This window comes from Candidatus Termitispirillum reticulitermitis (assembly GCF_054655775.1).
Genome location: NZ_BAAIHG010000017.1, coordinates 1 through 22,386, shown reverse-complemented (window position 1 = coordinate 22,386; position 22,386 = coordinate 1). Strand labels below are relative to the sequence as shown.

The window sequence follows — 22,386 nt, the reverse complement described above, 5'->3', positions numbered from 1 at the left end:
TGAGGGAGTTAGCGGTAGAGGCTGGGGATGCCACGTTTACGGCTAATGACAGGCGGGCATTGCAGGCGGAGTTGGAACAGTTAAAGGCAGATATAGATAGGATTTCAGTTGAGACTGATTTTAATACGCATAAGTTGTTATCGGGTGATGCGTCAGGGCTATGGAGTAGTAGTAATGCTGGGATAGATGTTATATTGACGGGTGCGCCTGCTGGGGGCAACTACAAGCTGGAGTTTAGTGTAGAGCCGGGACAGAACGCTGTGTATAAGACGAATATCATGTCAGTAGTAGAGGGTGACTATTTGATGTTATCAGTTGTTTCTAACACCAGCGGGTTTATAAACTTTAATGGCACGGGCGATGTGCGCGCACTCAAAGATGCTACTATGATATTCGCTAATGGTGGGCATCATGAGATTAGAAATGCTTTTGCTGTGTATGGCACAGGTTTTGACCTTGGTGGTGCCTACGATATAGGTATTGGCACAACTGCTGGATACCCTCAAGAGTATGCCGGATATTTAGCAATGGAATTTAAAGAGGACATTGCCAATGTGGCTGGTAACGCTGGCACAATTAACTTCACCTTTACAGATGCCATGACGGGCGCAACCGAGACTATTACCACAAGTTATACATATACATCAAGTGCTATTATAACAATTATTACAAGTAATCTTACGTTTAGTAATGGACTTAGGGTTAGGGGTAGTTCATCACCAGCACCATTAACGTGGACGGTCAATAATGCTGTTAAAGCTGGCGACAAGGTGCTGTATACTATAGCTAATTTTGTCTCTTATGGTTACGTCATAACAATGGATGTTAAACCTGCAGGAGATAGTGCCACATTGACTGCCTACCCGACAACAACGTCAGGGCGAACCTATATGCCTTTTGACCCTGCTGTTAGTAGCGGCGCATTTACGGTTGTTAATATAGTTGATGGTGAATTTGTTACATCAACTGTTAGCTGGGAGAGAGATTTTAGTAATTCGGTTTTTTCAGGCGTTGTGACGTTCGGGAATTTGCTGAAGAGCGATACTCTGCCTACCACCATGTTAAAGGACGTAGCGCAGTTCACAGATTCGGATGGTCGTATGCTCTTAGATAATACTAGAAAGCTGACATTGCTAGGCAACAACAAGACTGCTGATATATATCTGGGTAAGTATAACACAGTGCAGGAGTTGAACGATAAAATAGCTTATGCGATAGCTATAACACTAGAGATGGGCGACCCCGATGTTGAGCTTAGCAGACTGGCACATCTAGTAACAGCTGCTAGTAGCAATGGTGGTAACGATGCTGTGAAGGGCACTATTGTTATGCAGGGGGCGATGACGGGTCGGAGTTCAGAGATACGTTTTGTAGCGGATGAAGATATTCTTAGGGCGTTAAGCATAGAGCAGATACAGCAGTCTGAGAATGATGTTATAACTATGAACGTATTTGATGCGCATACGGAGCAGTATATCAATAGTGATATATCAATAGACTATATGATGAGGGGAGTTATAAAGGGGGTTAATATAAAGCTCAACCCTAATATAATTACCAGTGCGAAGATGGGTGCTGATGGCAATATAGTATTTGAGCAGGACGCAAATTTAGACCCGCAGTATATCCATATAGCGAACAGGGAGACTGATACGCAGATAGGTGCGAATGCTGGGCAGTATATGGATATAAGCGTAGGCAGGGTTGATACTGTGTCGTTAGAGATAAATGATGTATATCTGACTACCTTGCCTGATTCGCAGAGGGCACTTTTTAAGATAGATGCTGCCATTAAAAATGTAGTGCAGCAGAGGGCGGAGATAGGTTCTCGTATCAACAGGATGGAGTATGCGTTGAAATCGTTATCTATCGGACAGCAAAATATTATGGCGGCGTCAAGCAGGATAAGGGATATTGATATGGCAAAGGCGAGTGCGGACTTCACGAAGAACCAGATAATGATGAATGCAGCCACAGCAATGCTAGCACAAGCTAACCAACTGCCGCAAATGGCACTACAACTGATAAATAGGTAATAATAGTCTTTGAGCACATGCAGATAAATATACCCTACTTGACACAGCTAACTTTTCAAGTCATTATGTATTGAATATGGCTAGGGAAGGGGTATGTTTTTCTCACTATTTAGTAAAAATGTAACAATTACTATAAAGAATCAGAACCGTTCATTAGCTGCTAAAACGGGTGCTAGTTTATACGAATTTCTAGTTCAAGAGGGGATTATACCTGAGCAGCTATGTCGCGGTGGCGGTCAGTGTGGCAGGTGCAAGCTATATATTGACAACCAATCGCTTAAACCACCTACTAGGCGCGAAAGGGCATCCCTTGCGCAGATGAGCATTGATGCTGGTTTCAGGCTCGCCTGCCAGACAACTATCACTGGGAATATGTCTATAGACGTTAGCACTATTACGTCCCCGCCGGTTTCCAACCCGCTTGATATGACGGTGCCTGATATGCCCTCCGAAGAAGAACTTGTTAAAATAAAGGCGGAGATTGCAGCCGCTGTTCAGTCTCCTAAATATATATCCCCAGTCAGCAAAAAAAACGTAATAGGTATGAGCAACACAGGCGAGATGAACCAAATGGCGGCTAAAACGCTTGCCGCAGTTCCAGCAAGTAGCGAACAACCTATATCTGATGGCATTTTGCTAGTGCAGAGTGGGGGACGGGTGCATTTTTTCGTATATTCGGCGGCTATAAACAGTGTTATACAGGAAGGCACGCTTGATATTAACAGCGATTTAGTGAGCTATCTTGCCAATAATTCTATAAACGCACTCTTTGCTAATAAATTAAGCAACCTTAACGATATTGAGCGGATTATTGTCATCACTGATGAGCCGAGCAGTGCCGCAAATGAAACAGGGGAACAACTGCTAGGGCTGGTAAGCTATGAGCGGCGCGAAATAGGTCTGTTTAAGTGCGACTTCATTCACCCAATCGGGCAACCTAGCGACTTTAACCTATTTCTGCACCTTTTGTCGCTCAGAGAGCGCAACAGACTGCTAGTATCGCTTGATAACGTTAACAAAATTTATTTTGTATCAGCTAGCAAGGTGGTGCTAATCCCCAGCAGAGACATATCCAGCACTAATTTAATAGACGTTCTGCCCACAGGGGATAACCCAATACTAGATGTAAGCGATGATTTTCAGCATTTCCAAATAAAAAACGAATACTCATCGCCTAATGCGTTATCGTTGCCACTCTTTATGAGGGTAGCAAACCAGCTCGTCAAGCGCAAACTTGCTGATGCAAACTTCAACCTTTATCCCCGCGCTGAGCTTGACCCGTCTGTGCCACTGGAATATCAGGTAAAGGTTGCTAAACTAGCCGATGGTGCCAGTGCATTCTACCTATACCGCAAGCGCGGCGACTTGGTAATGATTACGCAGAATATGCTGACAATGCTATTAGATATGAAAAACAATATTCGCTATGCGGTAGAGTTTGTAGAGAAGACTTTGCAAGCGGGCATTGAAGGCATTGAACTACGGACATCGCAAAAGCAACAGGGTTTGCTAGCAAGTGCCATAGAAACAGGGATTATCCCTAAACGATATGAAAACGCTACTAGCTGTATAGCTGGCGAACAACTGACCACTGCACTTAAACTATTTCAAGAGCGCGACTTGCGCGAGTATATAAAGAAATATTTAGGCGAATATGCGTCTGCAGACCAGCAAAAGTGAGGCAACGATGACTAAAAATACTCGCTATCTACTTCTAACGATTGCCACTATTGTTTTAAGCGCGATAGTTGCTGCATATTTCTTTAAGCTCCCCTCTGGCAATAAAGATGACAAGAAAATTGCATTATCTGATATTGCAACGGCTATCACGGGCAAACCTCAGGCACTTGAGTTGAGGGCGCAACTTGCCCGTTCAGCACCTCTATCAACCATTCAGCTTGAACGGCTCGCATACGGCGGATACGCAAGCGATGTAGCAGCTAACCCTAACATCACGGCGGCACTGCTTGAAGAACTATTCAATTCCAGCGAGTCAGATGTGCGAGCTGCCGCCGCAAGCAACCCTAATTTAACCTTGCCACAACTCCGCAGGGCAGTTGCGGACTCCTATTCACAAGTGCGCGCAGCCGTTGCCGACAATCCTAACTTGACAGATGATATGATGACATTGTTTGCAAATGATGCCGACTATGCCGTGCGCTCTGCATTTTTAGGCAATCCGAACATCACGCAGGCTTTAATAAATATAATAGAACCATCCATATCAGAGGCTTCCTGCGACAACCGCGAGCGCATATATGCTGGGCATACTATCGGTATAGATGCACTGGAATATAACGCCAATAACCCCGACCCGTGTGTGAGGCGTGGGGTAGCTAGAAATAAGAACACTCCAAGGCGGCTAGTTGCAACACTTATTGCCGATGAAGATGCAACTGTGCGCATTAATGCACTAAAAAACCCGCGCTTTGTGCCCGATGAACTATTTGTGAAAGGATGGCAGCGAGAAAGCGAGCAAACAAGGCTAACACAGCTGAATGCTGCGCTGGCAAACCCGTCAATATCGCTAAAAATACTTAGCATCGCTACGCGTTATCCCGATAGATACGGCATAGGCGTAGCATCAAACCCTAACGTAAAGATGGGACTCTTGACACTACTATACGATTATTCAAAGCCAAAAGGCGGGTTAGATGGATTTTTTAATAAATTAGAGGACTTAGCGGCAGACCCAGCATTTATTGCTAGGCTTACAGCATTAGGAACGGTTGGCAATGGCGACTGGCGACACGTGTTGCGTGATATTATCAACCAAAGTTTTATAGACGATATATATAACCCTGTCCTGCTCTCACACACTATTTCAGGCAACGATGATGATGCGGTGCTATTCTCACCAGGGGAATATAACGCCGGGGCTGACACATTCGCTGAACTGACTAGCAACCCGACCGCTGGACAAAATAAAGACAACAGCGGACGCCTCCTGTTAAGGCAGATGGTGGAAACGGCAGATACTATCGTAAGTGCTGTAATGGGAGAGATGACGCCAGCTATGGAGGCAGCTATCAACGGGCAGGAATATCCGCCCACAGGCGTATTAGTAATAGAGCCGAATAGCCAGCAACAGGCAGGCAACACACCGCAAACAGCAATTGAAGTGGCGGCAAGACCAGAAGTTTTCCGCTCCGTGCTGACACTCAACCTATATAATAATTGCAAAAAACAACTCTTGAAACTACAGAGCATGATATAAGCTATGAAACATTAGATGCGCATTACCGCCTTACTATCCCCTGATACATTGCGCTAATGCGGTTGTTTGGGTCAAATGGAATGCACCGCTCGTTTCTGTATGATATGCTCACTACATCTTTACGTTCTAACGGCATTACAGCTATTGATACACCAATATTAGCATCAGCTGGCACGTAGAGCACCAACGTGCCGCTACTACCAACTACACACTCTACAATATCGTCAGCAAGCCCCTTTGCCACACAAGTTGCTTTGTCTAGCTCAATGCCCACAGGCTTATCAACCATATAGACATCCACCGCTACATTAGATTTAACTTTAATAGCTAATTTTGTTTTTGACGTAACATTTAACGCTTTTACCCAATATTGTTTGCCCGCAACTAGCATAGTATCGCTATAAAGCGGAGTTTTCAGTTCATCATCGCGAACGTATTCATATAGTTTGTCGCTGGATAGCCCGCAAGCTAGAGGGTAGTCCCTGCCGTCATCAGCCTTTGCTATCCTCACATCAAGCCCCACGCTCTCCATATATTCCGTCAATGTAGCGGCAGCTTGAGGCGTTATATCCCTAAAGTCAGCAACTACACGTCTAAATAACACTACCGCCCTGCATTCTAGGTTGTCTCCGCAAAACCGCGTAATATCACCAGCCTGCGCACGCAATCTTGCCGTGTCTAGTGCTGGGCGTCCGCTGTTAGATATGGGCGTATTGGCAGCAGTTATGGCATTATCTTGCTGCGGAGAGGTGAGCGTGGGTGGCTTTGCCACTAAAAAGTAGATAGAACCCGCTATGCATAGTGCAACAAGAAAATATAACACTTTGAATATAAACATTAGCGCACCATAAAGTCTGCTAGCGTAATATACGCCATAGCCTCTACCACTGCAACTGCGCGCGGAGCTATACAAACATCGTGTCTGCCCGCTAGCTTAAATGTAGTGTTTCGCCCGTCTTTTGTAATGGTTTCCTGCTCTATAGATATGCTTGACGGAGGCTTCACAGCAACTCGCAGGACTATATCAGCCCCTGTAGAGATACCGCCTAATATACCACCAGCATTGTTTGTTAGAAATTTTCCATCTCTCATCTTATCGTTATGCTCGCTGCCCCTCATCTTTGCACTCTCAAACCCGCTGCCTACTTCAACACCCTTTACAGCAGGGATACCCATAATAGCATAAGCAAGCTGTGCGCTGAGCTTGTCAAATACAGGCTCTCCTAGCCCCACTGGAACATTCTTTACAACTAGTTCTATCAGCCCGCCTACACTGTCGCCCTGTTCCCTTAATTCACTATACAATCTTTCTATCGCTCCTGTATTGCCAATAGCGATGCCACCAATCTGCACAACACGTGCCTGACACTCCACTTTCGCTCTGTCTGTGATAAGCTTTGCTATTGCACCCGCAGCCACCCTTGCAGCTGTTTCTCTGCCACTACCCCTGCCGCCACCGCGATAGTCGTAGTGTCCGTATTTCTGTTGATGCGTCCAGTCAATATGTCCAGGTCTATATAAGCTCTTTAACGACTCGTAGTCGCCACTTCTAACGTCTGTATTGCGAATAATTAGCGTGATAGGTGCGCCTGTGCTCTTTCCCTCAAACACGCCAGATATCACCTCAACTAAGTCAGGCTCCATACGCGTGGTAGAATGCATGGCTTGCGAAGCACGGCGTTTTTCTAAAACATTATCAATATATTTTTCAGTAATTTCAAGCCCAGCGGGGCAACCATCCACAACTACACCTATACAGCCTCCATGTGACTCGCCGAAAGTGGTAACGGTAAAGTATTGCCCGTAGCTGTTTGCTCCCATAGCCGCTTAATTATTCTGGACGCATATGCGGGAATAGTATAACCTCGCGAATATTGCGCTTGCCACACAGCATCATAACAAACCTGTCTATCCCCATACCAGCACCAGCTGTAGGCGGCATACCATATTCAAGTGCGGTGACGTAGTCGCTATCCATCATATGCGCCTCCTCGTCCCCGCCCTCACGCTCAGCAACTTGCCGCTCAAAGCGCGCCTTTTGGTCAAACGGGTCGTTCAACTCGTTAAAACCATTAACAAGCTCTATCCCCCCTATAAACATTTCAAATCGCTCTGTTATATCAGGGTTATCAAGTTTTGATTTTGCCAGTGGCGACACCTCTTTCGGGTAGTCAATAATAAACGTTGGTTTAATGAGCTTGGCTTCCACCAACGCTTCAAATAATTCCATCACCATCCGCCCCATGCCCCAGCCAGTCTTCTTTTCTATATTATATTTCTTTAATAGTTCAGCTATTTCATCAGCGGATTGCAATTTTTTTTCATCAATACCAGCGTATTTTGCGAGTGCCTGCTCCATAGTGAGTCGCTCCCACTTGCCTGATAGGTCTATTTCTGTGAGTTCACCCGTCTCAGCATCTTCAAGGAACGCCACAGGTTTGCCGTTGATTTTAGTGGCAATCTCTACAAAATACTCCTCTACCATATCCATCAGCCCGTTGTAATCGGTGTATGCCATATACCACTCAAGCATTGTGAACTCTGGGTTATGACGAACGTCCATCCCCTCATTGCGAAAATTGCGGTTGATTTCAAATACGCGTTCAATGCCCCCCACAACAAGTCGCTTCAAATACAACTCTGGAGCTATGCGCATATAAAAATCCACATCAAGTGCATTGTGGTGCGTGATAAATGGTTTTGCTGTTGCGCCACCAGCTATCGCATGCATCATAGGTGTCTCTACTTCAACAAAACCTTTTCTATCAAAATATTCACGCAGATATTTTACTATGAGGCTACGTTTTAGAAACGTGTCCTTTGCATCAGCATTCATTATCAGGTCAACGTAGCGGTGGCGGTGACGCAATTCAATATCTTTCAGCCCATGCCACTTCTCTGGCAGGTCGCGCAGTGATTTAGTCAATATCTTAAAGGTGCAAGCCGCCACCGATAGCTCGTTAGTCTTAGTGCGAAATATATTGCCAGAGACCGCAATAAAGTCCCCCACATCGCAAAGTTTATAGACCTTGTAGTCATCCTCGCTCAGAGTATCGCGTCTGATATAGATTTGTATAGAACCTGTGCGGTCTTTTATAGATAAAAAAGACGTCTTGCCAAACGAGCGTTCAGCCATAATACGCCCAGCTACCGTGTGCATATAGCTAGTGCCATGCAACTCGTCAGCGGTTTTATCGGCGTATTTGCTAACTACACCATTGATGTCTTCGTTATCCTTGAAGTAGCTGACAAAAGCCTGTTGCTGATTGGCTAGCAGGCTTTCGTATTTTTGTAGCCTATGTTGCTCCATAAATCACCATAAATATAATATGCTGGCAACATACTAACGCAAATACACAGAATAGGCAAGTGAACTATTCAGGCTTACCCCTAGTTCTGATGGCGGCGTAGCCTAACTGAAGTTTCATTATTTGTCCCATTATTCTAGTGGCAATTTGAGGCGGTTTTCTATATCCTCCGCCGTAGGCAGTATGTTTTCATACTCTTCTGGTAGAGTTTCTAATAGCTTAAACTCATTCACGCTAATCGGTTTGTTGATGTCTTTTAAGGCATACTCGGCTATGAGCTTATTTTTCCTTTTGCAAAGCAAAATACCGATAGTCGGGTTGTCCCCCTCTTTCCTCAATAAATCGTCAACTGCTGATATATAAAAATTCAGTTTCCCAGCATACTCTGGTTTGAACTCTTTAGCTTTCAGCTCAATAACGACATAGCACTTGAGCTTTAGGTTATAGAACAGCAGGTCAATATAAAAGTCTGTGTTCCCAATCTCCAAATGATACTGACGACCTACAAAGGCAAAGCCTGCACCAAGTTCCAGCAAAAACTCTGTAATATGCTTGCCTGCAAGCTCGGTTTCAATCTCACGTTCCATAATACCTTTGCGGGCTTCTATGAAGTCAAATATATACGGGTCTTTTAATGCTTGTTGAGCCATATCGCTCTGCGGAGCGGGCAATCTGTCCTTGAAATTTGTAGTTTTATCCGCAATGGCTTGGCGTTTATAAAGCTCACTATCAATCTGCATATCCAAGACGTTGCTTGACCAGCCGTTTTCCAGCGACTGTTTTGCATACCAGATGCGTTGTTCTTCATCATCCAATTTATCTATCAAGGTAATATTGTGTCGCCATGGCAAATTGTGCAACACCTGTTGCACAATTTCAGTATCTCCATAACTTATCGCAAATTTAGCCATATATTTTAGGTTTCTCTCTGAAAAACCGCGCAGGTTTGGGAAAGAAGTATGAATATCTCGTGCTAGATTGACTATAAGTTTGTTGCCCCACGTCTTTCGTTCGTTGATAACTATTCCAATCTTCCAATAAAGGGCAACCAGTTCACGGTTTGCACTGGCTAATGCACGTTGCTGAGCAGAGGCAATCTGCGTCTTGATGTTATCAACTATAGATAGGTATTCTTGCGTATTCATCAGCATACTATATCACCTTTATCTCCGTTTGCGGGGACAGTGCCTTGAATGGCTCTGCTACCAAGCCCCAGTCAACCATAACACCAAACAACAACTAACGCAAATACACAGAATAGGCAAGTGAACTATTCAGTATGCTCCCCATGCAGTTTATAGGCATATTTTTGCAACACATTGTTCAATTCATGATACGCTTTATAAACGATTTCCCGTTCATCTAGCTCAAGCGAAGCAAACATCTTTGCCATTACGCCACGCATCTCTTGGCGGCATCTATCAAGCTCCTCTAGTCCTTGCGCCGTAATAGCATAATATCTATTGCGACGGTCTTTCTCATCGGTTCGCCTAGCAACAAAGCCATCCTTTTCTAGTTTATCAAGGACTATACATAGGTTAGATGTGGACATTCCCATATTCTCAGCCAGCACCTTCAGCCGCTCCTGCCCTATGTGATGCAACAAAAACAATATTTTCAGTCGTTGCTGGTCGTATTCCTCATGGATAAATCTGCCTAAACTATGGGCTAATAGGTGCATAATAAGCAGATTTCTTTCAACTTCCTTCACCATGTTATTTGAAACATCACTGCTATCGCTGTTAGAAACCGATTTAATTTGTTCCATAAGATACTCTTCATGCTCAGCGAATGTGGTTCCCGCGAAGTCGCTCCCGCCACCTCGGAGTAGATTCGTTAACGCTGCTTTACGCGGAGTTACTACGTTTGAATGCAATTCACCCCCCCCTCCACGCATTAAATCTCGCATATTATCATTTAGTATATCTGTTTTTTTAGGCATAAACCTCTCCTCCCTCATTATATCTTTCTAGCAAATTTTTTCAACCGAACTCGTGTAAGCCGCATATAGGGCGCAATTATATGCAGTTCTGTTTTTAGCTTGCCTATAATTTTAACGCCCTTGAACCACTCGTTAAACCTTTCCATATATATGAATACCATAGGCGTAAGGGTGAACGTGAATATCAGCGAAAAGAACAGTCCGCTCACAAGTACCGTTCCCATAGATGATATAGTGGCGTTTGTAGAGAACATTTGCGGTAGCGTTGCAACTATAATGGCAATAGATGTCATTAAAATCGTCACGAGTTTATCTTTGTAGCCAAACCATAACGCCTCATCAGCAGAGTTGCCCTTATTACGCATTAGCGTAATTGCCTGCTCCACTACCAATATTTCATTATTAACCGACAAGCCAACTAGCATAATAATAGATATCATTGAACCGATGTTCATTGTGCCGCCTGTCACCAGTAGCCCAACAAACACGCCCGCAAAAGCTGGAATGATAGCGAGCGATATGGTAAATGGATGCAATAGACTATTCATTATCGCCGCAAGCAACATATATGTAAATATTATCGCCAGCAGAAACGCCACAGCCATACTCGCCATACTCTCATCTGCCATTTCAGATGCCCCGCCAAACCTGTAACCGTAGCCATCCTCAAACTCTATACTCTTTAATTCATCTGTGAGCAACTTCTCAGCATCACTTAAAACGCCTTTGCCGATGTAGCCCTCTATCTCAACTATACGCTCGCGGTTGTAGCGGGTCAGCTCAGACGTAGAGTCCAGCTCTGTTACCTCCCCCAGTGCTGATATAGGTATAAGTCCCTTATATGAGGCAACTAGCACGTTATCAAATAGTTTGTTGCTGTCCTTTTGTTCATTTGTAAGCGTAATATTTACGTCATAGCTCTTCCCTTCTATCTTAATCTGGTTAGAGGTATCTCCGTATAGTGCCGCACGCAGAGCCTGTGCCACTTGCGCATTAGTAATACCATAAAAGTCCATTTTAGTGTGGTTAGGGATAAATCTGCGTTCGCGTTTCGGCGGACGGGACGTTGAAGTTATCGCGCGAAATGTTCCTGTTGCGCGCATCTTGTCCATAACCATTGCGCTGTATTTATTGATAGTGTTATAGTCCTGCCCATATACGTTTACGGTTATATCAGGCTCGCCGTGTGAGTCTGCCTGTGATACCGTCAGCTCAACCTCGTCAATGCCCGCTAGGTCTTTTTCCGCCCTGCTTATTAGGACTAAGTCGCTCACACGTCCGCTCTTCAGCGGGACGAGTTTCAAGATTAGCGATGAATTGATTACCCCATTCCCACCGATTTTAGTAACAACGCTTTTTACCTCAGGATATTTTTGGACTATACTAATAACTTCCTTTGATTTAGCGATTGTTTTCTCTATTGTAGAGCCTTCATCCGTTTTCATATCTATGGCAATCTCATCTGTGTCACTCTTCGTGTCAAATTCAGAGCCTACAAAGTGAGACATACTGAACATCAACACTATAAGGGCAACATTTATAGCAAGTGCAGTCTTTTTATAGACAACTACGAGGTCAAAGAACTTTTTATACTGCCTTATGCAGAACGAGGCAATCTTGTTCTCTTCCCGTTTCCCCTTTTCTGTGAGCATTTGCGCTATCATCATCGGCGTAAGCGAAAAGGACATTATTATTGAAAGAACAGTAGCATACACAATAGTAAGCCCAAACTGCCTCATAAATAGCCCCATAACGCCACTTATCATACTAAGGGGGATAAACACTGCCAAGTTTGTGCCCGTAGCGGCAAACACTGCTGCCACCACATCTGTTGTGCCATTGACAGCAGCGTCTTCGGGGGATTCCCCGCGATTAAACCGCACAAGTGCTCCCTCTATAATGATAAGCGCATTTGCAATGAGTGTGCCTAGCACCGATGCTATCGCTAAAAGCGTCATCATATTGATAGTGAAGTGCGACTGACTCATCGTAAAAAAGTTGGCGATGAGTGCCGCTGGGACGATTACTATGGTAACGAACGTAATCCGCACATTAGATGTGAACACCAGCAACACTATGACTGTAAGGAACATTCCAAATAAAATATCGCGAAAGGTATTGAGTGTATTCTCTATTGTATAGACAGTGCTATCGTTAGCAATGCTCATAGCCATACCCTGTGGCAGCGCAGCCTGCAACTTAGGCATAATTTTAGCAAGCCCACCCGCAATCTCCACAGCATTGCCGTCAGTCACCTTTTTGAGTGATAGATAGAGCGAGCGATTATCGTTAAGATATGCATCTGTTTCTATATCTTTAATAGAATCTTCAACGGTGGCGATATCAGCCAGACGGAATATCTGCCCCTCAACGGTGGCAAGTTTCATATTTTTCAGGTCTTCTTCGTTCTTGATATTGCCCGCAAAACGGACGCTCACCGCTACGTTGCTATTCTTGATATCGCCCGCCGCCATATCAATATTATACATACTAAGCCCGTTTATCACGTCGGCTATGGTGATGTAGTAGCTCTTCATCGCATCAGTATCAAGCCGCACATTAAACTGCCGCTCCTCGCCACCAAATATCTCTACGCTGGCAATCCCCTTTATAGCATTAAGTTGCGGTCTTAGGATATCGTTTGCATAGTTGTATAGCTCAAGCGAACTGTAATTATCCCCTGCTAAGACTATATCCACAACAGACGATGCCATTATATCAAGTTTAGAGACAATCGGTTTCTCCGTAGAGGCGGGGAAGTCGTTTTGTATACGTTCAACCTTGTCTTTTACCTCCAGCACCTTTACGTTGGTGTCAACGCCGATGTTGAACTCTATCATTATAAAAGCCATATTTTCATAGCTAGTGCTTTTGATGTTTTTCAGTTCAGATATTTCTGAAACAGCATCCTCTATGGGCTTAACAAGGTCGTTCTCCACATCGTAAGGCGATGCACCAGGGTATAACACCTGTACACTTACTAACGGGAAATCTATCGGCGGTGAATCTTCAATAGCCATCCCCCTGATAGAGGCGATACCTAGTATTACTAAGAACAACACCAACATTAACGTGGTAGTCGGTCGTCTAACAAATGAACGTATCATATTGAGGTCCCTCCAACGAGCTTCTCTATATTTGATAGAGCCTCGTATATGCTAAATATTGTAAATGAATGGGCTAGCCGCAGAGATGACAACCCCTGTTCCGCGTCATTCAACTCCGTTGCACTGGTCTGCCCTGTGCGAAAGCGAGATAACGACATATTATAGCTCCTATCAGCCAGTTTAATAGCATTCTCTTCACTCTGATATATCATTAGATACCTGTTGTAGCGTTCAACAGCATCAACTAAATCTTGCTTCATATACCGCAGAGATTTATTGTAGGTGGTCTTGGCTATCAGCGCATCTGCCCGCTTCTGTGCCGCTTGTGCCCGCGCCCTGCCACCGTCTAATAATGGCACGCTCAATTGAACGCCCACATAGCCAGTCTCGCTGTTGTGTAGCTCATCTCCGCTAGTCTTGGCAAACTTATCACTCGCACTGCTCCCCTCCCAGCCGGCTAACAGCGACAAGGTTGGCAGGTGTCCACCAAATGCTGCCTTTGCGCTAGCCTCGTGAAGTTCACTCTCTTTAGCCAGCATATTCAGCGTAGGATTGGCTTTAAGTGCCACTTGTAATGCGCTAGCCGATAGCTCACTTGCCTGTGCAGTGTTGAACGTTAGCTTATCCGACAGGACAATATCTTCCTCGTAGCCACAGATGATAGATAGCAATCTATGTGCTCTATCGCGTTCTAGGCGAGCTTTCTCCACCTCTACCATACGCATAGCGATGTCTGATGAAATTTTAACATAATCGCTCTGTGCTATGCGGACAGATGAGGAGTTCTCTATCAGTCGTTTGCTATTCAACGCATTACTAAGCGACAACTCAGCAAGTCGCAACTGTTCGCTTGCTAATAACGCCTGATAGTAAGAGACCTTTGCGCTATGTGTAAGCTCTCTGATATAGTCCTGATGTTGATATTGCGCCATCTCTCCCGCGATACTAGCAGCTTTAACAGCGTTAGAAATCGTACCGAACGTGAATAGTGGCTGGACTAAATTAACACTAGCACCAGCAATGTAGCCTGTGGTGGGGCTTTCGTCTGTGGCGTGGCTGGTTGCCCGCTGGTATCTGCCTGTAGCCTCTACATTGAACCAACGGGCTGATTTAGCTTCCCTGATGACAGCTTCAGCCCGTTTTAAGGTCAACTCAGCAATAGTGACGTCCTCATTGGTGCGTATGGCACTAGCAACGGCGTCCTGCAAAGACACCTCCAGCGGCGTAGCCGTTTTATCAGCTAACGGTTGCGCAAATACCAGCCTGCTCGTCAGTAAAAACAAGGATAGCACGAACAACAAACAACGTTTCAAGGTCGGTTTCAACATCATAATCTACTCCAATCATTAAAATGAATAATCATTAAAAAATAAAATGATTAAAACTAGAAATGAATATGAAACAAAATAATTAAAAAGTCAAATGTTTTTTTATAAAAATAAAAAAAAATTGTGCAGATTGATGTAGTTGGTCGTGCAACTATGGAATCAGCGCAGTATGTACGGCTCAAACGATATGTCTTCGCTTGGCAGAATATCGTCTGTTGCTTCCCAGTTGCTCATATCGGTTTTGCGATAGAGCACGCCGCTACCAGCCACAGGGAATACTTCACGAGGTAAGCGTGGCAACACGGCTGACACGTAGTCCACCCATACAGGACCTGATACCGGCGAGCCATAGCCTACCGAATACGGCGAGCTGAAATCGTCAAAGCCCATCCACACCCCAACTGATAGATTCGGCAGAAAACCCACAAACCATGCATCGCGATTTTCGTTAGTAGTGCCAGTTTTAGCTCCCACTGGGCGCGGGATAGCCCTAGCGCGGTATCCAGTGCCTCGTTCAACTACGTTCATCAATACATCTATCATTACTTGCGCAGTTTCTTGACGGATTACATTCACTTGGGACGGCACTTCAGCTTCAAACAGCACATTGCCGTCAATGTCTTCAACTTTGGTTATGAAATACGGACGCTCTGGACGCGTGCCAAGGTTCGGGAATGTGCAATACGCATAAACCATCTCCATTAACGATAGCGTGCCCGACCCGATTGTTATAGACAAATCCGCAGGCAATTCCGATACTATACCGAAACGGCGGGCGTATTCTAGTATATTGCCGATACCTATCTTCTCTGCCACACGAATAGTCACTATATTACGCGAGCGGGTAAGCCCCTCTTTTAATGTTGTTTCGCCAAAATATTTATCTTCGTCATTCTTAGGACGCCATATCCTCCCCTTTTCATCTGGAGAAACTATTATTGGGGCATCCAACATCTTATCCATAGCCTGCATCCCATGCTCAAGTGCAGTAGAATACACTAGTGGCTTAAAGATACTGCCGACTTGCCGCTTTGCCTGCCATGCCCTATTAAACATAGAACGCTCAAAAGCAAACCCGCCTACCATTGCAAGTATCGCCCCGCTCTGAGGGTTGACCGATAGGAGCGCACCCTCTATAGGCGGGTCCTGCTCCAACAGATACTCACTAGCAGAGCCTTTTTTAGGACTAACATATATTATATCGTTCTCGGCTAAAATACTGTGAAAGTTATTCAACGACACGTTGTTGGCTGGTGCTATATGCGCCCAACGGTTATCTTTTAACACTATAACACCGGGCGTTTTGTCGTCCACCATTATTTGCAGACGCTGGTCTTCCACAGCAAGGATACGTGCACGTTTGTAGCCCAGTCGCTCTAAATACGGAGGCACACGCATTATCAGTTCAGCTGACAGCGGCACAACTGATGCATCCGCCCCCTCTACCAACTCCACTGTGGTAGCAGATGCCACGTTCTTTGCCGTAACAGCGGGACCGAAATAGCCTATGGCTTTAGCCGCTGTAATAAGATTCTTTTCCATCGCCCGTTCAGCCTCGCTCTGATGGTCTATATCAAGCGTTGTATGGACTATAATGCCGCTATTTTGCGGGTCAGCTATCTTTAACTCGTCTGTCAGAAAGCGCAACACGTAGTCTAGAAAATACGCCGAACTGCGAACACGATTTGGCGGGTTATCTATGATAACTATAGGTTCATCTGTAGCCGCTAAATATTCAGGCTCGGTAATATAGCCATCCTCATACATTCTATATAGCACATGAGCGCGCCGTTGCTTTGCCCGTTCAATGCTCTGGTGCGGAGAGTAAATCCTTGGTGATTTTGGTATGCCAGCAAGCATTGCCGCCTCTGGTAGCGTTAAATCTTTAGCATTCTTGCCAAAATAGTTAATAGCTGCTGATTGAAGACCATAACCGCCACGCCCGAAGTTGACGAAGTTGAGGTAATATTCCAGTATCTCATCTTTCGTTAAATATTTATCTAGCCTATAAGCAAGCACAGCTTCCTTATACTTACGTATTAGTTTCTTATCTGACGACAAATAAATGTTTTTCACCAGCTGTTGAGTAAGGGTGCTCCCCCCTTCAGCAAATCTGCCAGCTTTTATATTGCTCAGCATTGCACGGGCGATGCCCACAAAATCTATGCCGCTATGTTCATAAAAGCGTGAATCTTCAACCGCCACCACCGCTTGGCGAATTGACAATGGCATATCCTTAATGGGAACAGGGTATCTGCGCTCAACACCCAGCTCTGCAATAACACGCCCCTTGACATCATACACGATAGATGGTTGCAGAAAGCGATATTTAGAGATGTCTTCCACAGAGGGCAACGTTGCAGCAATGCCGATTAGCACCAGCACAAGCACTGCACCGCCAACAACACAACCTAGCCCCACGCCCAGCAAAACATGCCGCAGTGTAACGCGCTCCCGAAACTCTTTAATGCGCGGACACCAGCGTTCCTGTAGAGCAGATATCCGTTGCTTGAGCTTAGCTAGCAATTCATTTAGTCGTTTTTCAGTCATTATGATAGAGTATAACGTATACTAGTTAAAGTTGCAAGTGCATTCTCTCACCCTCTATTCTAGGGAACAAGCGACATTGCAGTATTAAACTTATTCATCGCTACATCAAAGCCCTCGTTGAGTGCACACATAACAGCATCGGCACAACGTGAGGTATAGTCTGGTAGTTTTGCTTGTTCATCGGCGGTGAAGTTTGCGAGAACGTAAGTTGCCATATATTCGCGCAGTTCTGAACGTGGCAAACCTCCTACGCCCATACGAAACCGCTTAAAGTCTTGTCCGCCAAGCTGTGCAATAATAGACTTCAAGCCGTTATGCCCGCCGTCAGAGCCAGCGTTGCGTAACTTCAACCTAGCAAATGGGAAGTCCAAATCATCGTGAATAACAGCAATGTTCGCCCGCTCTATCTTATAATACCTAGCAAGCGCACCAACAGACTCGCCACTAAGGTTCATAAAGGTAAGCGGCTTCAACAGATAGCATTTGCGCCCATTGGCTATGAAGTCAGCACATAGCCCGCTGAACTGTTCTCTGAACTCAAGTCCCAGCCGAGCAGCAAGTGCATCTATTGATAAAAAACCTATATTGTGGCGCGTCAGCTTGTATTTGTCGCCTGGGTTGCCAAGCCCAACGATTAAAGACAACATTCTAGCTATCAAATAATGAGCTAATGCTCTCTTTCTTGTATATGCGCTCAATAGATGTTGCAAACAGGCTAGCCACACTCAACTGCCGTATCTTTGATACGCTGTTAGTAAGCGGAATAGTATCAGTAATGACAACCTCGTCCATCCCACTTGACGCTATGCGCTCCAACGCAGGACCCGATAGCACCCCGTGCGTAGCACAGGCAATCACACCCTTTGCGCCTTTGTTAAGGATTGCATTTGATGACTCTACCAACGTGCCAGCCGTATCAATCATATCGTCAATAATAATAGCATACTTCCCCTCAACATCGCCGATTACATTCATAGCCTTAGCGACATTCGGTCCTGTCCTGCGTTTATCAACCATAGCAAGCGGGCAGTTTAGGTGTTTAGCAAGGACTCTAGCCCTAGTTACACCGCCCGCATCAGGAGAAACTACGACGCATGAGGAATGGTCTGTAAATTTTTCATTCAAATAGCGCGACATAACGGGCATCGCATAAAGATTATCAACAGGTATATCAAAAAAGCCTTGAATCTGCCCCGCATGCAAGTCCATAGTGACAAGACGGTTTATGCCAGCTTTTGCCAATAGATTTGCAATCAACTTCGCCGTAATAGAAACGCGTGGCTCAACCATCCTGTCTTGCCTAGAATAGCCAAAATATGGTATTACAGCGGTGATACTAGCGGCAGATGCCCGCATGAGAGCATCAGTCATTATCATTAACTCCATAAGGTGCGTATCAGACGGAGTGCAAATAGATTGAACAATAAAAACCTCTCTGCCACGCACACTCTCATTGATTTTAATGTTGATTTCTCCGTCTGAAAACTTGTTCACCATAGCGGCACCAAGCCTCATACCAAGATTAGCAGTTATCCCCTCAGCCAACGCCCTGTTTGAATTACACGAAAAGATTAAGAAATCCACAGTGCCACCCCCACCCTCACATTTTTTAATCTGCCACACACTTAAAGAACTTATAGCTAGCATACTTTGTCCGCAATGCATCATAAGCTCTGTCAAGGCTAGCGCAGTCCCGATAAACACCAAACACAGTTGAACCACTGCCACTCATCAGCGCATTCAGCGCACCCGAGCTGAGTAGTTCATCTTTTAACTGTTTTACGAGTGGTTCTTTCATAAAAACTGGCTGCTCTAAATCATTTTTCATATTAGAAACCAGCCAATCTAACGTGAACCGCTCAGGTATTTTAGGTAAGTTCCCCTTTTCTGTCAACTTCAAATTTGCATCTCCATATATGCTAGCCGTGCTGACAAATATATTAGGATTAGCCATTAGGATATTTAGTCTAGGTGCATCTTTTATAGGTGTTAGCAACTCCCCCCTGCCCTCGCCAAGTGCCATAGGCGGATATAAAAAGAACGCAGTGTCAGAACCCAACCTAACCAATAACTGCCGCATATCATCGGTAGTTAGCCCCAGATGAGCTTGCTCATTTACCAGCTGCATATAGGTGCAAGCGTTGCTACTACCACCGCCAAGTCCTGCCCCTATGGGAATACGCTTATTTAGCCTTACCTCAAAGTGCTGTGTCAAGCCACACTCCCTGCGTAGCAGATTGTCAACTTCATTTATTATGTTTCGCCCGTAAATCTTAATGCTATTATCAGCGTAGAGGATATTCGTTTTCTCGGCAGGTATAATCTCAATATCGTCGTGCAGATTTATTCCATAAAATAGCGTATATATATCGTGATAGCCATCTGCACGTTTGCCTAAAACATGCAGGAATAAATTTATTTTAGCATAACTAGCTCTTGTCATTTGAGCCTCCACGCATTAGCAAAGCTAATCCGATAGCTCACACCCCCCTTCTCCAGCGACATAGCCACTAGCTTGCCTTGCACCCATTCATAGTTGATAGTATAATAACCCTTCTGAACCTTGCTCACCTTAAAATCAGGCAATACTGATATAGTCTCCGTATTGCTGACAAACATATAGAGGGCATCCTGCCCCTTAGCACGTTTATCATAGTATAGCTGAAAAGTATCGTCCGGTAGCGGCGCAGGTAGCCTCATATAGCTGATAAATAAACGAACATCTTCTACATTAGAGCTGTTTATTATGGCATCGCCTGTGGCATCGCGTCCTTTTGAGGTGATTTTATAGCTGTCAGCTGTGATTGCAACGCTTGCTACGGGCATACCCATTGCGCTGAACATCATACTAACGTTATCAGAGCAATCCTTTGACATAACAACAGGGCTAGACACACTGGAACTGCCGTCATTATACGTGAGAGTTGCCCGCCCTTTATAGCTACAAATAGTTTCACTATTGCTAGTCGCCACACTAGCAAAAAGTCTAGCGACCTGTTCATTTACATCAGGCTTATTCTCGCTTTCATCACCTACACTTGCCCTGCCTGCATAGAGCTGTTCATATTGTGGCGATAAAACGGCGCAAGCACATAATGTGGCAATACACAAAAGAACCGCAAATCTCATTAACATAATAACGCCGCTTCTTTGTCAATACGCAGTTGTGCCTGCAACTCATCTAACGAGTTAAATTTGCGCTCGCCACGTAGCCTGTGCGTGAGAGATACCCGCAGAGTAGCACCATATAGCGATTTTTCAGGTGTGTAGTCTATGATATGAACCTCAAATCTACGCTCTAACTTAGTTTTAAGCGTAGGACGTAAGCCGACATATACCATAGCGGGGCGACACTGTCCTTCAATAACGACATAACCCGCATATACGCCGTCAGCAGGCAGTTGCTCGTTATATACTTGCAAGTTCGCTGTGGGAAAGCCGATAGTTGCCCCAATCCTATCCCCCTCAACCACCCTGCCGATATACTCCATATCCCGCCCAAGATACCTATTTGCAAGTCCTATATCGCCCCGCCCTAAAGCATCTCTAATAGCAGTGCTGGAAACGATATTTCCATCAAGTGATAGTTTATCTAACACGTGGCATATTATCCCATGTTCTTCACAAAACGTTTTTAATAACTGAGGAGTGCCAGCTCTATGACTGCCAAAATGAAAATCGCTACCTACGGCAACCGCACCCACATTTAGCCTGCCAACTAGATATTCAATCAAAAACTCATCTGGGGTTAGTGTAGCAAAAGCTTTATCAAACGGGATAACGTTATAGTCTTTAATACCACACGCTCTGATTAAAGCCTCTCTCTGCTCCTCAGTATAGATAAGTTTTACATCTGAATAGATTTTCGCTGGATGTGGGCTAAAAGTTGCCACCGCAGGAGTAAAACCGTGCTCCTCCGCCAGCTTTAGCACAACGTTAAATAATAGTTGATGCCCTAGGTGCATCCCGTCAAAATTGCCTATTACTACGCTTATTTTAGGTTTCATAGCTATGATAATTTAGTCAAATCCCCAATACAAGCAAAGAGTTTCTTTAATGAAACGAGTAGCCCAAGCCTATTATTCCGCAACTTTTCATCCTGTGCCATTACCATAACTTTTTCAAAAAATGCATCAAGCGGAGCAGCCAGTTTTTCTAGCTCGCCAATAGCCGCACTCCACTTGCTAGCTTTAGCTGCCGCCTCTACAGCACCCTTGCAATCAGACAGACGAGCAAATAACTGCGCCTCTTCGTCAGTTTCAAATAATGTTTTGTCAACATCAGCTTTTGTCCAGCCAGCCTTGCGCAATATATTGTTTATGCGCTTAAAGCTCTGCGCTACGCTATTAAAGGTTTCAGACTTTTTAGCCGCATTCAGCGCAATCGCCCTCTCACGCTGGGCTATAAAGTCTGTAAAGCTATTGTTATCTTCGCCAAGTGCCGCCTCATAAGCCTCTGTCGCCACGCTATCTGCAGTTACTATCTGTTTATGGCGTTGAATAAAGAAGTTTAGCACATCAGCAAGCGTTCTATCGCTAGGGATAGTCGCTTTAGGTTTCACTAGTTCCAGCGCATACTCTATAAAGGGCGACAACGGTAGCCGCCAGCCAGAGGTTTCCATTATATTGATAATGCCAATTGCTCCGCGCCTTAGCCCGTAAGGGTCAACATTGCCAGTAGGCAACATTCCCACAGCAAAAGCTCCTGTTATTGTGTCAAGTTTATCGGCTACTGCCACTATTCTGCCAGTTATCGTTTTAGGGATAGCGTCCCCCGCAAAGCGCGGCTGATAGTGCTCCTCTATGGCAGCCGACACCTCGCTAGACTTGCCTTGAATAGTTGCATATATTCTACCCATAAAGCCTTGCAGCTCAGGGAATTCATAAACCATTTCAGTC

At 44.9% G+C, this 22,386-nt stretch carries 17 protein-coding genes; 3 read left to right on the top strand and 14 right to left on the bottom strand.

Annotated elements, in window-relative coordinates:
- The 3 genes from AC1MDJ_RS03285 to AC1MDJ_RS03275 all read left to right on the top strand — a co-directional run.
- Positions 1-2,036: flagellin (locus tag AC1MDJ_RS03285; protein ID WP_479689526.1), on the top strand; the 2,036-nt coding region annotated here is incomplete at its 5' end.
- A 93-nt stretch (positions 2,037-2,129) separates the two neighbouring features.
- Positions 2,130-3,716 carry a 2Fe-2S iron-sulfur cluster-binding protein gene (locus tag AC1MDJ_RS03280; protein WP_479689525.1) on the top strand — a complete coding sequence of 529 codons (1,587 nt, stop codon included), beginning with the start codon at positions 2,130-2,132 and terminating at the stop codon, positions 3,714-3,716.
- 7 nt (positions 3,717-3,723) lie between these two features.
- A complete protein-coding gene (locus AC1MDJ_RS03275) occupies positions 3,724-5,253 on the top strand; it encodes a HEAT repeat domain-containing protein (protein ID WP_479689524.1) in 1,530 nt (509 codons plus the stop codon).
- A gap of 22 nt (positions 5,254-5,275) precedes the next feature.
- On the opposite strand, the gene AC1MDJ_RS03270 is transcribed toward AC1MDJ_RS03275, so the two are convergent.
- The 14 genes from AC1MDJ_RS03270 to glyS form a co-directional block, all read right to left on the bottom strand.
- Complete coding sequence (locus tag AC1MDJ_RS03270; protein ID WP_479689523.1) at positions 5,276-6,076, bottom strand: hypothetical protein; 801 nt, start codon at positions 6,074-6,076, stop codon at positions 5,276-5,278.
- A gap of 14 nt (positions 6,077-6,090) precedes the next feature.
- Positions 6,091-7,074 (bottom strand): chorismate synthase, encoded by a 984-nt coding sequence (locus AC1MDJ_RS03265; protein ID WP_479689522.1) that lies wholly within the window; start codon positions 7,072-7,074, stop codon positions 6,091-6,093.
- Positions 7,075-7,084: 10 nt separating this feature from the next.
- The gene (lysS, locus tag AC1MDJ_RS03260; protein WP_479689521.1) at positions 7,085-8,563 is read right to left on the bottom strand and encodes a lysine--tRNA ligase; all 1,479 of its coding nucleotides are present in this window, start codon (positions 8,561-8,563) and stop codon (positions 7,085-7,087) included.
- 129 nt (positions 8,564-8,692) lie between these two features.
- The gene (locus tag AC1MDJ_RS03255) at positions 8,693-9,706 is read right to left on the bottom strand and encodes a PDDEXK nuclease domain-containing protein (protein WP_479689529.1); all 1,014 of its coding nucleotides are present in this window, start codon (positions 9,704-9,706) and stop codon (positions 8,693-8,695) included.
- A gap of 125 nt (positions 9,707-9,831) precedes the next feature.
- Positions 9,832-10,503 carry a MarR family winged helix-turn-helix transcriptional regulator gene (locus AC1MDJ_RS03250; protein WP_479689520.1) on the bottom strand — a complete coding sequence of 224 codons (672 nt, stop codon included), beginning with the start codon at positions 10,501-10,503 and terminating at the stop codon, positions 9,832-9,834.
- A 17-nt stretch (positions 10,504-10,520) separates the two neighbouring features.
- Positions 10,521-13,610 (bottom strand): efflux RND transporter permease subunit, encoded by a 3,090-nt coding sequence (locus AC1MDJ_RS03245; protein ID WP_479689519.1) that lies wholly within the window; start codon positions 13,608-13,610, stop codon positions 10,521-10,523.
- A complete protein-coding gene (locus AC1MDJ_RS03240) occupies positions 13,607-14,941 on the bottom strand; it encodes a TolC family protein (RefSeq protein ID WP_479689518.1) in 1,335 nt (444 codons plus the stop codon). Before AC1MDJ_RS03240 ends, AC1MDJ_RS03245 begins: the two co-directional genes overlap by 4 nt.
- Positions 14,942-15,097: 156 nt before the next feature.
- Positions 15,098-17,488, bottom strand: coding sequence for a penicillin-binding protein 1A (locus AC1MDJ_RS03235; protein WP_479689517.1), 2,391 nt, complete (start codon positions 17,486-17,488; stop codon positions 15,098-15,100).
- Between the two features lie 59 nt (positions 17,489-17,547).
- Entirely contained in the window at positions 17,548-18,135 is a 588-nt protein-coding gene (gene pth, locus AC1MDJ_RS03230) for an aminoacyl-tRNA hydrolase (protein ID WP_479689528.1), read from the bottom strand.
- A gap of 1 nt (position 18,136) precedes the next feature.
- Positions 18,137-19,072, bottom strand: a complete 936-nt coding sequence (locus tag AC1MDJ_RS03225; RefSeq protein ID WP_479689527.1) for a ribose-phosphate pyrophosphokinase — start codon at positions 19,070-19,072, stop codon at positions 18,137-18,139.
- Between the two features lie 25 nt (positions 19,073-19,097).
- A complete protein-coding gene (gene ispE, locus AC1MDJ_RS03220; RefSeq protein WP_479689516.1) occupies positions 19,098-19,931 on the bottom strand; it encodes a 4-(cytidine 5'-diphospho)-2-C-methyl-D-erythritol kinase in 834 nt (277 codons plus the stop codon).
- Complete coding sequence (locus tag AC1MDJ_RS03215) at positions 19,928-20,623, bottom strand: hypothetical protein (RefSeq protein ID WP_479689515.1); 696 nt, start codon at positions 20,621-20,623, stop codon at positions 19,928-19,930. The genes ispE and AC1MDJ_RS03215 overlap by 4 nt, the downstream gene beginning before the upstream one ends.
- The gene (ribF, locus tag AC1MDJ_RS03210; protein WP_479689514.1) at positions 20,617-21,495 is read right to left on the bottom strand and encodes a riboflavin biosynthesis protein RibF; all 879 of its coding nucleotides are present in this window, start codon (positions 21,493-21,495) and stop codon (positions 20,617-20,619) included. Before ribF ends, AC1MDJ_RS03215 begins: the two co-directional genes overlap by 7 nt.
- A gap of 2 nt (positions 21,496-21,497) precedes the next feature.
- Positions 21,498-22,386 (bottom strand): glycine--tRNA ligase subunit beta (gene glyS, locus AC1MDJ_RS03205; protein ID WP_479689513.1); only part of this gene is annotated, 889 nt, incomplete at its 5' end.